13 protein-coding genes are annotated in these 15,063 nt (G+C 40.5%); 2 read left to right on the top strand and 11 right to left on the bottom strand.

The genetic code is table 11. The features are described 5' to 3' along the window. Positions 1-29 precede the first annotated feature (29 nt). From wzz(fepE) to apt, 8 genes are all read right to left on the bottom strand, one after another. Positions 30-1,148: an LPS O-antigen length regulator Wzz(fepE) gene (gene wzz(fepE) / locus PSF11_RS08460; protein WP_004922411.1), complete on the bottom strand. Its 1,119-nt coding sequence runs from the start codon at positions 1,146-1,148 to the stop codon at positions 30-32. A 118-nt stretch (positions 1,149-1,266) separates the two neighbouring features. Beyond that, positions 1,267-2,238 (bottom strand): ferrochelatase, encoded by a 972-nt coding sequence (gene hemH / locus PSF11_RS08455; protein WP_040132310.1) that lies wholly within the window; start codon positions 2,236-2,238, stop codon positions 1,267-1,269. Positions 2,239-2,366: 128 nt separating this feature from the next. Further along, entirely contained in the window at positions 2,367-3,011 is a 645-nt protein-coding gene (adk, locus tag PSF11_RS08450; protein WP_072502456.1) for an adenylate kinase, read from the bottom strand. A gap of 192 nt (positions 3,012-3,203) precedes the next feature. Continuing rightward, positions 3,204-5,078 (bottom strand): molecular chaperone HtpG, encoded by a 1,875-nt coding sequence (htpG, locus tag PSF11_RS08445; RefSeq protein WP_272682754.1) that lies wholly within the window; start codon positions 5,076-5,078, stop codon positions 3,204-3,206. Positions 5,079-5,346: 268 nt separating this feature from the next. Beyond that, the gene (recR, locus tag PSF11_RS08440; protein ID WP_004922431.1) at positions 5,347-5,946 is read right to left on the bottom strand and encodes a recombination mediator RecR; all 600 of its coding nucleotides are present in this window, start codon (positions 5,944-5,946) and stop codon (positions 5,347-5,349) included. Further along, entirely contained in the window at positions 5,946-6,275 is a 330-nt protein-coding gene (locus PSF11_RS08435; RefSeq protein WP_004922433.1) for a YbaB/EbfC family nucleoid-associated protein, read from the bottom strand. Before PSF11_RS08435 ends, recR begins: the two co-directional genes overlap by 1 nt. A gap of 49 nt (positions 6,276-6,324) precedes the next feature. Further along, a complete protein-coding gene (gene dnaX / locus PSF11_RS08430) occupies positions 6,325-8,256 on the bottom strand; it encodes a DNA polymerase III subunit gamma/tau (protein WP_072502457.1) in 1,932 nt (643 codons plus the stop codon). Between the two features lie 108 nt (positions 8,257-8,364). Continuing rightward, the gene (gene apt, locus PSF11_RS08425; protein WP_004922439.1) at positions 8,365-8,916 is read right to left on the bottom strand and encodes an adenine phosphoribosyltransferase; all 552 of its coding nucleotides are present in this window, start codon (positions 8,914-8,916) and stop codon (positions 8,365-8,367) included. A gap of 146 nt (positions 8,917-9,062) precedes the next feature. Here apt and priC point away from each other — a divergent pair, with 146 nt between their 5' ends. Then, entirely contained in the window at positions 9,063-9,611 is a 549-nt protein-coding gene (priC, locus tag PSF11_RS08420) for a primosomal replication protein PriC (protein ID WP_053110366.1), read from the top strand. A gap of 83 nt (positions 9,612-9,694) precedes the next feature. Here priC and PSF11_RS08415 read toward each other — a convergent pair whose 3' ends face one another. Then, the gene (locus PSF11_RS08415) at positions 9,695-10,660 is read right to left on the bottom strand and encodes an FUSC family protein (protein WP_014656558.1); all 966 of its coding nucleotides are present in this window, start codon (positions 10,658-10,660) and stop codon (positions 9,695-9,697) included. Positions 10,661-11,061: 401 nt separating this feature from the next. Here PSF11_RS08415 and PSF11_RS08410 point away from each other — a divergent pair, with 401 nt between their 5' ends. Beyond that, the gene (locus tag PSF11_RS08410) at positions 11,062-11,232 is read left to right on the top strand and encodes a DUF2496 domain-containing protein (RefSeq protein WP_004922449.1); all 171 of its coding nucleotides are present in this window, start codon (positions 11,062-11,064) and stop codon (positions 11,230-11,232) included. Positions 11,233-11,238: 6 nt separating this feature from the next. On the opposite strand, the gene mscK is transcribed toward PSF11_RS08410, so the two are convergent. Further along, positions 11,239-14,628 carry a mechanosensitive channel MscK gene (gene mscK, locus PSF11_RS08405; RefSeq protein WP_121874628.1) on the bottom strand — a complete coding sequence of 1,130 codons (3,390 nt, stop codon included), beginning with the start codon at positions 14,626-14,628 and terminating at the stop codon, positions 11,239-11,241. 69 nt (positions 14,629-14,697) lie between these two features. Further along, positions 14,698-15,051, bottom strand: a complete 354-nt coding sequence (locus PSF11_RS08400; protein ID WP_004922455.1) for a DsrE/DsrF/TusD sulfur relay family protein — start codon at positions 15,049-15,051, stop codon at positions 14,698-14,700. Between the last annotated feature and the right edge of the window lie 12 nt (positions 15,052-15,063).

The raw sequence follows: 15,063 nt of genomic DNA, 5'->3' as shown, positions 1-15,063 counted from the left end.
CGCTGGCTTACATCAATAACACCTTTTAGTTAGCTATTATTCTTGTGATAGTCGCGATATAGCTCGCGCGACAGTACATAAGCACAACTCAGAATAAAGCCTAAAATAGCGCTCAGCATGATAATCAATACTGATTTAGGTGAATCTTTTTGAGTGGGTAGATCCGGCGCTAACATAAATTTAGCAGGGATAAAGTCAAGGGTATCAATATCAAGCTCTGATAGATTTTTAATGTAATGTTGGCGAATTTGTAGGTCTTCATTCAACAGAGCGATATCACGGTTTTGTAATTCAATCGCTAACTTCTTCTCAAGAGCTTCCGTACCTAATGCAATAGGGTAATCGGGGTCATCACTAATGATTGCCGAATCACTAACAATGGGCTTGCGCACACCCGCTGCTTTTGCAATATCAATAGCACGTTTTAACCTTTCAACTTTTACATCATATTCAGAACGGATCTTTGTCACTTCTTGCTTAAAAGTTTCATTAGCATAGACCAATTGCTGTGCAATCGCATTTTGAATATCTTTCTTAAACTGCTCTCTGACCTTAGTTGCCGTATAGCGAACATAACCAGACAGTAAGTCTTGGGCCTCAGAAGGTGTTGGCGCCACAAAAGTCAGTATGATGTCGCTAGAGGTACTGTTTTTCTCTTTTGACTGGTCCTTAAGGCCGATATTATTCGAAATAATAGTATTGACTAGCCGCTGCTGCTCATTTTCTTTATCTGTAGAATTCACTTGCTCTGACAACTTTTTGAAGTAATTGGTACTCCGAACATAAGCTTCTTGGTTAACTTTCGAACGATACTGGTCAATAAAGGCATTAAAGATCTGCTGTGCCGATAAATCAATCTTAACATCGAGCACACTCAACTGCGCGCTCAATGTATTGATATCTTTAATTTCCTCAGAAGAAGGTGGGATGACAACAGCCGTACTGCTCCACTTTTGAGGCAACTGAAATACCACAAATATACTGATAAGCGTGATAACAACAGTAATAACGATAATAAGAAGCTTATTCCTTAATAAAACAGCGAATAAAGCCATCAAATCGATTTCATCGCTTTGCTGTGAGTTAAATGGTGAGACTTGCTTTCCTTTTGCGGTTTTGCCATCCGGTGACTCTCTATCAGTGCTCATATCAGTTCCAATAAAATACAAATATTAACAATAAATTAACTTTTTATATTAACTAGTATAGTGAATTTTGATACTTATGATATATCGATTAACGCCATATTTAATATCAATTACAACTTTAGATTGTATTTATTGTACTAGTAATAAGTAATTTAAATAAGTTAATACTATCATCATTATCATTCAACGCAGGGATATAATGATACGATTCTCCGCCCTGACTTTTGAAAAAGTGTTGATTTTGCTCACTAATTTCTTCTAGTGTCTCTAAGCAATCCGCTGAAAATCCGGGGCAAATAACTTGTACTGACTTTACACCTTGTGAGGGTAATTGCTTCATCGTTTCATCAGTATAAGGGGTTAACCACGGCTCTCTCCCAAACCGAGATTGATAGGTCATCAATACTCTCTCTGCTGGGAAATTCAAGGCTTCTTTGACTAAACGTGTCGTTGCTTCACACTCTTGAGGGTAAATATCCCCAGTGTCTGCATAGCGTTTAGGAATACCGTGAAATGACAGTATTAATCGATCAGGCTCCCCGTGCTGCTCAAAACTTTGCTCTATGGAATTGACCAACCCTTGAATGTAGGCAGGATGCGTCGCATAGCTACGAATAAAATGTAAGGACGGTATCGTGCGCATTTGGCGGAAAATTGCCGAGATCCCATCATAAACTGCGGCGGTGGTTGAACAAGAGTATTGTGGATATAAAGGTAGCACAATCAACTCTGTCACACCTTGGCTCATTAATGAATCAATTGCACTTTTCAATGATGGTGAACCATAGCTCATCCCAACTTCCATTGGGATCTCAGGAAAACAAGCTGATAGCTTTGCTTTCTGACGTAGCGTGTAAGCAAGTAAGGGTGACCCCTCTTCTGTCCAAATCGATTGATAGAGTTTAGCCACTTTTGGTGAGCGAAATGGCAAGACAATACCGTATAAAATAGGCTTCCAAATCGCACGTGAAACATCAATCACTCGTACATCGCTTAAAAACTCTGCAAGGTAACGTTTCACTGCTGGGGTTGTTGGGGAATCAGGGGTTCCTAAGTTAACCAATAAAATGCCGTATTGACTTTTTGACATGGTAATTACTCCTTAATGATAATTATTCCCAACTTTATATCACAAAATATTGTCTTTTATTGTTTTCTAATGCTTGAAAAGCAAAGGCAGCGATAATCGCTGCCTTTGTTGATAACTATTGTTGAATATTAGCCAAGGATCTTCGCTAATTCTTCACTCACTTCAGTGACCTTGCGTGTACCATCGATTTTGAAGTATTTGGTGTTACCCGCATCAGCTTCTTTTTGATAGTAAGCAACCAAAGGTGCTGTTAAGTCATGGTATTCAACCAGACGCTTACGCACGGTGTCTTCTTGGTCATCTTTACGGATAGTCAGCTCTTCACCAGTGACATCATCTTTGTTTTCAACTTTAGGTGGGTTAAATGTCACATGATAAACACGACCTGATGGCGCATGCACACGGCGACCAATAATACGTTCAACAATGATTTCATCAGGCACATCGAATTCTAATACGAAATCGACATTAATGCCTGCTTCTTTCATCGCGTCTGCTTGAGGAATGGTACGTGGGAACCCATCCAACAAGAAACCATTGCGGCAGTCATCTTGTTTGATACGCTCTTTAACCAATGCAATCACTAACTCATCAGTCACTAATTTACCATTGTCCATTAGCTCTTTTGCTTTTAAACCTAGCTCACTACCTGCTTTAACTGCTGCACGTAACATATCGCCAGTTGAAATTTGTGGGACACCAAATTTCTCCATAATAAATTGAGCTTGAGTGCCCTTACCGGCGCCTGGAGCACCGAGCAAAATAATACGCATTGCGTAAACCCCTTGCTATTTAGTTTTTTATAATTTGAAAAGAAAACAAGATACCATACCATTAGCATGCCGCTTTACTCAAGAAGACACGTAAACGTTTTCGCATTTAACTTCTTTCGCAAAAGAAAAAAACCACGCTAAAGCGCCCGCTAAAACGTGGTTTTTGTTCAAAAACGAAAATCAATTATCTCATTATTTCATTAATAATTCATTGATTTTGCGGATAAATAAGTTTGGATCTTCTAAGGTACCGCGTTCAGCGAATAGCGCTTGATCAAGTAACACATTAACCCAATCTGCAAACAGCGCTTCATCCGTTATTTCAGATGCTTTTTTAACCAATGGGTGTGAAGGGTTCAGTTCAAAGTTGTATTTAACTTCTGGCGCTGTTTGACCCGCTGCGGCAAAGAGTTTCGCCATTTGAGTACTCATTTCATCCGCATTGGTCGTGACAATCGCTGGGGTATCCGTTAAACGATGCGTTAACTTAACCTCTTTGACGCGATCACCCAGCAACGTTTTTACTCGCTCAACAAATGGCTCTAACTGTTTATCAGCTTCTTCTTGCTCAGCTTTGTTTTCATCCGCCAGCTTATCTAGTGACTCATCAGCCTTACTAACAGATTGGAACTGTTTGCCATCAAACTCTGACAGATAGTTCATCATCCATTCGTCGATACGATCAGAAAGTAGCAATACTTCAATGCCTTTCTTACGGAATAGCTCTAAATGTGGGCTGCTCTTCGCGGCAGCATAGCTATCAGCAGTGATGTAATAAATTTTTTCCTGACCTTCAACCATGCGAGCAACATACTCTTCCAAAGACACATTTTGCACGCTGCTATCGTTATGGGTTGATGCAAAACGTAACAGTTTAGCGATAGCTTCACTGTTACTCATATCCTCTGCAGGCCCTTCTTTCATCACTAAACCGAACTGTTGCCAGAAAGATTGGTATTTTTCTGCGTCGTTTTTCGCCAATTTTTCTAACATTTGCAGAACACGTTTAGTGAGTGCACTACGTAGGCTACGAGTCAATGCGCTGTCTTGTAAAATTTCACGCGACACGTTGAGTGGTAGGTCGTTTGAATCCAATACACCGCGGACAAAACGTAAATAGTTTGGCATAAATTGTTCTGCATCATCCATAATAAAGACGCGCTGAACATACAATTTCAAACCATGGCGTTGCTCACGATTCCACAAATCAAACGGGGCTTGTGAAGGGATATACAGTAAACTTGTGTACTCTTGTTTACCTTCAACACGGTTATGAGACCAAGTCAGTGGGTCTGCATAGTCATGAGAGATATGCTTATAAAACTCGGTATATTCCTCATCGGAAATTTCAGACTTATTACGCGTCCACAGTGCTTTCGCTTGGTTAATTTTTTCCCAAGTGATAGTGCCATCTTCTTCGTTCTTAACTTCAATCTCAACAGGCAATGCAATATGGTCAGAGTATTTGCTGATTACCGAGCGCAAGCGCCAGCTATCTAAAAATTCTTTCTCATCTTCGCGTAAATGAAGGGTTATTTCCGTACCACGATCGGCTTTTTCGATATCAGCGATAGTGTATTCGCCTTCACCTGCTGATTCCCAAAATACCCCTTGATCTGCTGCTGCACCAGCCGCACGGCTGCGGACGGTCACTTTATCAGCCACAATAAATGCAGAATAGAAACCAACACCGAATTGACCAATCATTTGGCTATCTTTCGCTTGGTCGCTTTCCAGAGATTCTAAAAAGGCTTTTGTTCCTGATTTAGCGATAGTCCCTAAGTTCTCAATCACTTCATCACGGCTCATACCGATACCGTTATCGCTAATTGTTAGGGTGCCATCTTCTTTGTTCGCGCTGATACGAACACGTAACTCACCATCATTTTCATACAACTCAGGCTTTGAAAGTGCACGAAAACGTAATTTATCTGCCGCATCAGATGCGTTTGAAATAAGTTCACGCAAAAAGATTTCTTTGTTTGAGTAAAGAGAGTGGATCATTAACTGGAGAAGTTGCTTAACTTCGGATTGGAACCCACGAGTTTCTTGTCCTTTCATACTCATTAATGCCTCTTATATCATCAATCTAATGGGATAATTTTGACTTATCGATGGAGTTTAATTGGGGGCAAAAAATAGGAATTCAACTCATTAAGGTAAAAAATGCATTACGACAATAAAGATAACAGCTAACGAAAAGCGAAAAAAGAATGGCGAAAGGCGGGAAGCTGCGAGCTACAGCGGGCCGTAAGCGTACGCACTCCAAGTCGCATACCTAAGTATGTGACTCAGATAGTTAGGAAGTCTGTAAAGCTGTAGCTTGGAGTAAAAATTAGAGGCGCTGACGACCCGCAAGTGAATGCGATAGCGTTGTGCCGTCAACCATTTCTAATTCACCACCGACAGGTACGCCATGCGCAATGCGGCTTGCAGCCACCCCATATTGGGCACACATTTGTGCAATATAGTTTGCCGTCGCTTCACCTTCTACAGTTGGGTTTGTCGCAAGTATCACTTCGATAATGGTTTCAGAAGACAACCTTTCTTCTAGCCTATCAAGCCCAATATCCATCGGCCCAATACCATCAAGGGGTGATAAATGCCCCATCAGTACAAAGTAGCGCCCAGAAAATTGCCCTGTCTGCTCAACAGCATAGATATCTGCTGGACTTTCGACCACACAGATCAACCCGTTTTGTTGGCGACGTGGATTTTCACAAATATTGCACACCTCTTGTTCTGTAAAGGTGCGGCAATCGCGACAATGACCAATTTCAGACATGGCTCGAGTGAGCGACTGCGCAAGGCGCATGCCGCCACTACGATCACGCTGAAGCAGATGAAATGCCATACGCTGCGCTGACTTTGGTCCTACACCAGGGAGACAGCGCAAGGCTTCCATCAATGACTCAAGAAGCGGACTTGTTTGCATTAGAACGGCATCTTAAAGCCTGGTGGCAATTGCATTCCACTGGAAACACTTGCCATTTTTTCTTTTTGCGTTTCTTCGATACGGCGAGCCGCATCATTAAATGCTGCCGCAATTAAGTCTTCTAGCATCTCTTTGTCATCTTCAAGAAGACTCGGATCGATTTCAACACGGCGGCAGTTATGTGAACCATTGATGGTAACTTTGACTAGGCCAGCACCAGATTCGCCTGTTGCTTCTAGATTGGCGATTTCTTCCTGAACTTTCTGCATTTTTTCTTGCATTTGTTGGGCTTGTTTCATCAAATTGCCCAAACCACCTTTACCAAACATAGTTATCTCTCACTACTGAGGCTACAGCTTACTAACAGAGACTGTAGCGTTAAACGGGGCGAATACTCTCTTCATCTAGCTGCGCATCAAACATTGAGCGTAGCTTTTGAATCGTTTTATCCGCAATAATTGACTGACGGGCTTGCGCCAGTTTCTCTTCATAAATCGCCTGTCGCCATTCAAGTGGCGTTTTTACTGCCGTATTATCATCTTGAACGATTTTCAGTTCAACAGGTTGACCATAATGTTGGCTCAATGCACTTTGTAACGCTTCATGCGCTGAAGGCTTATTCAAATGACGCTGTGCTGAGCGTAAATGAAGTACAATGTGCGAGCTGTCTATTTTCTCTATATATGAATTCAAAGCTAATTGTTCAACCAGCTTAGGAATATTTAATTGTGCGATCTCGGCAGACCAGCTATCACGCGCCCGACCTTCTTCAGTAATTTTCTCGGCTAATTCCGGGGTTTTCTCATATTCCAACGCTTCTTTTATTTCTGTTGGTGTTGTAACCGCCTCTTTGGTATTAGCCTCTTCAGACTGTGGACGCCACTGATAAGGTTTTGGTTTCGCCGCTTTTTTTACGTCAGATGCGCGGCTAGCCATATTTTGTTGGTGCTGGCTAGTGACGGCGGCCAGCCTCTCAAGTGCTGACATCGCCGGCTTAGCCTTTTCAGGCGCGGCCGGTTTATTCTTTTTTGCGTCAGGTCCCTCATTTTGAGAGGAGTGTAACGCTTCCTTTGCTTTTAGTAGCTGCAATGTCGGGCTATTTTCCGATATTGCAGCATTTGCTGTTGCCGCTGTTGGCTTAGGCGGTACAGAACGAGCAGGCTCTATCGCTGTCGGTGCTGGTGCAGCCACTACCGTGGGTGTCACTGGCTCCTCAATAATGCTTTTGGGATGGAATGCCAGTGCACGTAACAGCGCCATTTCAACCCCCATGCGACGCTCAGGGGCATAGGGAAGATCTCGACGACCAACAAGCAAGGTTTGATAAAAGAGTTGCAAATCAGCAGGTGAGATCATTCGGGCAATTTGCCTGAGCCGCCCCTCTGTTGATGATGGATCCGTCTCTTTAACGGCTGGTAACAGCTGGATCATGGCAATACGATGCAACAAGGAGAGGATTTCAACCAGCAAATTCTCCCAATCCGCTCCTCGGCTCGCCGCATGCTCTACCTCTGACATGACCGCAATACCGTCAGCTCGAACCAAGGCTTCGATGATAGCGAGTGGCTGCTCATCATCGAGCGTGCCGAGCATTTGACTGACAATATCTGCCGTCACTTTTCCTTGCCCCATCGCAATCGCTTGGTCAGTTAGGCTGAGGGCATCTCGCAAACTGCCATCAGCAGCGCGAGAGATCAGTTGGCGCGCGCGAGTATCGTGTTCAATATTTTCTGCGGTGAGAATATGCTCAAGTTGCTCGCTTATCTGGCTGACATCCAACGCTTTTAGGTGGAATTGCAAGCAACGTGACAAAATAGTCACTGGCAATTTTTGCGGATCTGTCGTCGCCAAAAGAAATTTGACATGTTCAGGCGGCTCTTCAAGGGTTTTTAACAACGCATTGAAGCTATGGCGCGATAGCATATGAACTTCGTCAATCAGATAAACTTTGAAGCGTCCACGTGCAGGGGCATACTGAACGTTATCCAGTAGCTCTCGCGTATCTTCCACTTTTGTTCTGGATGCCGCATCAATTTCAATCAAATCCACAAACCGCCCTTGTTCTATCTCTTGGCAATTTGTGCATTTACCACAAGGTGTCGCAGTGATCCCCGTTTCACAGTTAAGACCTTTAGCAAACAGACGAGCAATTGTCGTCTTGCCGACACCACGAGTGCCTGAAAAAAGATAGGCGTGGTGAAGCCTCTGGTGTTCCAGACCATTTGCAAGCGCGGTCAATACATGTTGTTGACCTACGACATCTGAAAATTTTTGGGGGCGCCACTTACGGGCAAGTACCTGATAGCTCATGAATTATGCAGTTTCTAAACATGGTATATAGCACCATGCTACCACAGCCTCTGCCCTTACGGCGAGACCGTGATAAAAATAGTAAGGAAAATAGTGAGGAAACGAGAATTAGTGACCTGGGAACTCGACTAAGCTAAATGAGTGGATCCCTTCTGCGGCAAGGCGCTCCTCGCCACCTAAATCAGGTAGGCTAATAATGAAGGCAGCATCAACAATTTTAGCACCGAGTTGCTTGATCATTCTTACTGTCGCTTCAATCGTTCCCCCTGTTGCCAGCAGGTCATCAATGACTAAGACGTTATCTTCTGGCTGGATACTGTCTCGATGGATTTCAAGAGTATCTGTACCATATTCCAAGTCATAGGTCATACTTAATACTTCACGGGGCAATTTCCCTTTTTTACGTACAGGAACAAAACCAACCCCTAAACGTAATGCGACTGGTGCACCAAACAGAAAACCGCGGGCTTCAGTACCTACAATTTTAGTTACCCCTTTATCTTTGTAATGGTCAACCAACAAATCGATGGTGGCCTGATAAGCAGCAGGGTTATTTAATAGTGTGGTAATATCGCGAAATAGCACCCCTTCTTTTGGGTAATTAGGGATGGTTGCAATACTTTCTTTAATTAATTGCAGTTGTTGCTCTTTAGCAGTCATAATAAGTGCCAATCAGTATAGTAAACACGAAAAGGTAGAATCTATTTAAAGTACCATAAAAATGCAATAAGGGGCTGCTTATTTGCGGCAAGTTTTATTGTTACACATCAATTTTCCATGATTTTTCACTTTTAGCGAGAACAAAAATGAAAGTACAGCCTCTTTTAGATGCGCTAAAAACGCAAATTGACGCATTGCAAGCTCGTATTGCGCCTATTGCAGATCAGGAATTTTCACACGCTCGCTTTGATACTCAGCTTTTTAGTACAAAATCAACGCATCTAGGAGATTGCCAGAAAGAGTTAGATAAGTTGTATCAGCAACTTTGTCACAGTGTGTCACTCAACCATAAAGAACAAGTTAACTTTCTGACAGAAAAAATTGCTCACCAAATTCAAGCGCTATCTCGTGAACTATCGACACAGGGCTTACGTAAAAAGGAGAGTCATTATCAAGAAAAGAAAGAGCAAGTCGACCTATATGAGCGTTTATCCCAACATCAAGACTATGAGCGCCGTTTATTAGCAATGGTGAGTGAACGCGAATTACAGTTAAACAGTCTAACCAATCAGGCACAACGCCACCAATGCCAAAAAGATATCGCCGCATTAGCCGGCCGTTTATACCGTTGCCGACAAGCGTTGATACGAATCGAAAAAGCAATAGAACATCAAGAAAATCAATATTTAGATTAAATAAAGCGAACCATTTTTGGATGTAGCCTCATTCCATAACAGAAAACGAAGGCTACACAATTGCTTTATATTAATAATCTTGATTACTTACCTTTCATAACCAATTTAATACAGTAGCTACTTACTATCGCAAATAGACCCCCTATCAATGTTTCCATGATCCTTTCGGACAATAAGTGATAGTCAACATTATTAAAGTAAATCGACATTTCAATAAGCGATAATACAAGCCCTGTGAGACAAATTGTTCCAAATACGTTATTTTTCTTTGTATTACTAATTGGAATTAAAAACGAAAAGAGAAGAATTAATGCAAAACCAATGTATGGCATTAATACCGATGCGTTAAATGCCAAGTAAAGAACAAAAACAACAATCAATGTGCCAATCACTCTATCACGAGTTAATTTAACAATATTTGTTAACTTAGGATTTAATACAAAAATAAAGGTCAAAGGCGCCCAAAAGAAGTGATCAACGTTGATTGCTCTTGATGATAAGACACAACATAATAAACCAACTGCGTAGATCAGTGACTGGCAGATCAAATGGTAAGTGACCCTATCCCTTTTTAATGAAATATACCTTTTAATTTGAAAAAAAGTAATTTTCTTCCGTTTACTGATGCTATAACAAAAGGTTAGTGTTATGAACGTCCCGATCAGTAACCCTATCACCAGACCATCAAAACTGGATTTATTCAATGTCGCCCCTATGATGAAGAAAATCATAAAGTACTTAAATGACATCTCTAAAGAGGAGTCAACATTATAAAGTTGATAGTAGAAAAAAGGTGATAAGAATAAAACAATAAAAAATAGATAGCTAAAACCTAAATAGTAGCCAAGTGCAGTTCCTACAAAAACAAACAGCGAGCATAATAATGAATAAATTATATTTTTATAACGTGTGGCTTTATTAAAAATAGTATAACCATGAAGTGTTGATAGCGAGCTCCATAACGTCGCATCAATACCTGCAATATAATAAGTAACAATAAAACTTATCACTATACAAATTGTTAAATAAAAACTTTCTGATAATTTCACCACAAAATCACCTAGTTATACCACTAATAATAACTAGCAACATTAGCATGCATATAATTCAATAACAATAAATATACTGTCATAATGTTAATAAATAAAGAAATAACAATTTTTAGATTATCAAATCAATACAATCTATTTTCAGTCATCAATAAAAGATGAGTTGAATTAATAATTTTCCGATATATTTAACATTAGTAGTATCATTATTCGATTTAGCAATTCATATACTCATGATAAATATGCTCAATATCTGTTCATGTTTTACAGTGAAAATCATCACCGTTATCATTAAATAATATCAACTTGCTCACATTTCGATAAAAATTTAATATCTATCAATATATAAATAGCAAAAAATTCGTATCATAATAGCCCGCTGTCAATAATAAGGAGTCAGAATGGATTCTTTAAAAGATGCCCCAAAAGAAACACAGCTTGCTGTTGATTTAATCTACTTACTTGAAACATCAGATATTGAAACTGATATTGTTCTCAAAGCCCTTGAAATTGTAAAACATGACTATTTAGTCAAACAGGCTGCCGAAGCAACCTGTTTAACCAATGACTAAACCGTGTTAATCGTTATCCCCTTTCTTTAAATTTGGGTCACGCTTAATTTCTTGGATCACTTCACCTTGGTCATTATGAAGGTGAACTTCTAGTTGGTTAAAGGCGATATTGATATCGTTTTCACGGCATAACCTGTCGATTGCACGATGTACTTCATCGCTGGTCGTTCCTCTATCACCAATTTGGCGTACATAAAAACGCAATTCATGATCTAAGGTGCTCGCCCCAAATCCTGTGAAATATACCGCTGGTGCAGGATCTGTCATCACCTTACTATTCGATGTCGCCGCATTAAGTAGCACTTGTTTCACTTTATCGAGATCAGAGCCGTATGCCACACCAAGTGCAACCGTGATCCGCGTGACGGTATCTGAAAGCGACCAGTTAATTAGGCGTTCCGTTACAAATGCTTTATTTGGGATGATCACTTCTTTGCGATCAAAATCAATTATGGTTGTTGCTCGAATACGGATCTTACTCACCGTACCTGAGTAGGTGCCGATAGTCACGGTATCGCCAATACGGATCGGGCGCTCAAATAACAAAATGATCCCGGAAACAAAGTTAGCAAAGATTTCCTGCAAACCAAAACCTAAACCAACCGTTAATGCGGCCGCTAACCATTGCAGTTTGCTCCATGTGATACCTAGCATACCTAGAGAAGTTATCGCCCCGATCCCGACAATAATGTAAGTTAAAATTGTCGTGATCGCGTAGGTTGAGCCTTGACGTAATTTTAACCGTGATAATACTAAAACCTCTAATAATCCCGGCAAGTTACGAGTCATGATCCATGCCACCACAATAATCACCATAGCCAATAATAAGTTTGCTAAGGTCACCGACTGTAAGGTGTTGCTACCTTCGGCGGTCGTTGCCGTGTAATGCCATAAATCAACACTATCTAAAAATGAGAAAATAGTAATGAAATCAGACCAAATGGCATAAAAACCTAATGCAAAGATAATAAACAAGACCATTGTGGTTAAGCGCAATGATTGTTGGCTAATAAGCTCAATCGTCATTGGTGGCTCTTTAATTGGCTCGTTCTCACTCTCCTCTTGGTTTTGTGCTTTACGACGCTCAATTGCGCGTTGATAAGCGAGTTTCCGAGCCACTAATGTTAGACCACGTAAACACGCATTATAAGTGATATACCAAAGCAGCAATAAATACAGGCTATCTAACCAACGATTAGCAAGACGCAACGTTGTATAGTAGTACCCAGCCATCATTAAACCAATCAATACCAAAGGCGAGAACGTTAATATTGTTATCACTACTGAACGCGTTAAATGGCTGCCCTTCTCTTTCCAAATATGTTTGCAAAATGGCAATGTAAAAATAAACAGCATCAACAATGACAATAAAACAATTAATTGCCCAATCACGTCTTCAGAAACTTTTAGAGGATTAATCACCCCATACGTAGAAAAATAAATTAATGGCAATAAAGGCAGTGACAGACGCGTTACTCGACGCCGTGTTTGTGCGGCAAATTTGGGGTCAATACCAAAATGTTTTTCTGCGATTCCTTTGGGTTTTAACACACGCCAAGTTAATTCAAATAACACCCAAAAAGTGGCTAATTGCAAACAGAGCGCCCAAACAAATTCACCTTGAACATTACCTGTTTTTAAAAACCAGTAACCTAAAGCCACCAGCACTAACGCCGTCGGTAAGGTTTGCAAAAGAGTCAAGAACAGCGCGAATGGCGTATTTAATAAACTATCTTGCCTTAAGCTAGATAAGCTTTGATTTATCTGTTGTAGGCGAGCCGAAATTTTGTGGTATAACCAAACAAACACTAACGCCAATAATAGCAGTGGAACAACGACAAATAATGAGTTTGTTATTCCTTTTTTGATGCTGCCTTTTGACAGGCTAAAATCAAAATTATTGATTTGTTGTGTTGCCGCTTCTGGAAATGCACTGACCCAAGTAAGGTCGATCGGCTTATTACTGTTTACCCAGAAAATTTGTTGCGCCAACGTATGTTCCAGTGAACTCACTACACTCAATAACTGTTTTTGGTCGAGCTGCAAATTAATGGCCTGAGAAATTTGGTTACCTAATTGCAGGTTTAATTCATCTAGTAATTCACGCCTTACATCCAGCAGCTTCGTTAATGCCTCTTTATCTTCTGTGGAAAGTAATTGGCTATTACCTTGCTCAGCGCCTGATTTTTCTGCTAATTGCTTTTCTATATTCGCAATATAATTATTCACTTGGTATAAAGCGTCACGTTGTTGATTAACGTCAAACTGCTCCAGACGTAAATCAGCAATCGTATTAGGCAGATTTTTGGTTAAAATATCATCAGGAAGGTCAATTTGTTGCTGGAATAAAATACGCGATAACAATAGGCTTCCACGTAGGACATTAATTTGCTCTTTCAAGTTGCGTTCTGATTGCGTTGCTCGTTCTAGCCACGCTTTCACGCGAATGCTATTTTGTACCATGCGGTTATTTCCTTGAGTGACTTCAATCAAGCGCTCACTCAGGGCATTATTCATCGCTAATTCTTTTTGAATTAATGGGTTTTGTTTTAGTTGTAAATCGCTTTCAGTGGAGGTTTGTGCTTCTCTTGCCGTTGCTTCAGAGTCATTAAGCCGTTTATCACTGATATAGGATTGAAGCAATTCAATCCGTTTTTCAAGTTGTTCGATATAAAAAATCGTATAGTCACGTTGCTTTTGTAATACTTCTTGCAACTGAGTATTGCCTTGTAATACCCGCTTTTGATATTCATTTTGTTGTTGCAAATAATTCTGCTCTATTTGCAGTAGCTCAATTTGCGTATCGCGTAACTTTGCCGAGTCATTAAATACATTATTTAATTCATTGCGAATTTCTTGTAACCGACGAGCATTCTCCAACATGATGGTTTGCGCCCTTTCAGGCTGAGTTTGCAAACTAATTAAATAGCTATTATAGCTAGCCAAATCATTTTGCTCTGCTTGTAGCTGCTCTAAGGTATTACTGAGCATAGTTTCCAGCTGACTTTGGGGAATGTTTTTGATGCTATTAGCAAAATTCAGTGCATCTTCTTCGCTACTCTTTTTAAGCTGCTGCAAAGCACGAACAGCGTGCCTTGCATCTTCACCCGCTCTATCTAGACTTTTTTGCAGTTCATCCGACTTGCTATCAAGTTTGTTTAACTCATCATAAAAACCCAGCGACTTTTCAATATCTGCAATAGCCAGTTTATCTTCAGCACTCGGATGGCTTTTTTTATTTAATGTATTCAGTTTATTTTGAATATCATTTTTATTTGGAAGAGAGCTATTTACCACCGCATGGCTATAGCCAGAAAAAAGCAACATAAAGAGTGCGCAAATCATGATGAATTGCCGAACCCATTGATATTTAGTCGTCTGCATGGATGAACCCATAAAAGGTTTTTTTGTATCTTGTTGAGTCAATAATGTACTGCTAACTTTTGTTAACAGCACATTATATTTTTAAAATGTCAGAACTTTATCTGCTTCTAATGTCCAAGCTGCAAGTTCAACTAAAGTGCCAATTTCCACGCCATCGGCTAAGGGAAGTTCACTCACACCACGTGCATCTGTGCAGGTTTTGCATAATTTCACCGCCACTTGCTGTGCCGTTAGAATTTCCAACATCTGTTGAATATTATAACCTTCTTTCGGCTTTTGCCCCTTAAGACCCGCTGTAACCGCATCTGACATTAAAAACACTTTCAGTTCTGTTTGTGGGTGCTGCTCTTTGAGTGTAATCGCCAAACGTAATGAGTTAAATAAAGTTTCATTACCATAAGGGGCGCCATTAGCAATAATCAAAATTGATGACATGGTATTTTCTCC

The organism is Providencia sp. PROV119, from assembly GCF_028482435.1.
Taxonomy (GTDB): domain Bacteria; phylum Pseudomonadota; class Gammaproteobacteria; order Enterobacterales; family Enterobacteriaceae; genus Providencia; species Providencia stuartii.
The sequence above is the reverse complement of the archived record's forward strand: the minus strand, read 5'-3'. Positions and strand labels throughout refer to the sequence as shown.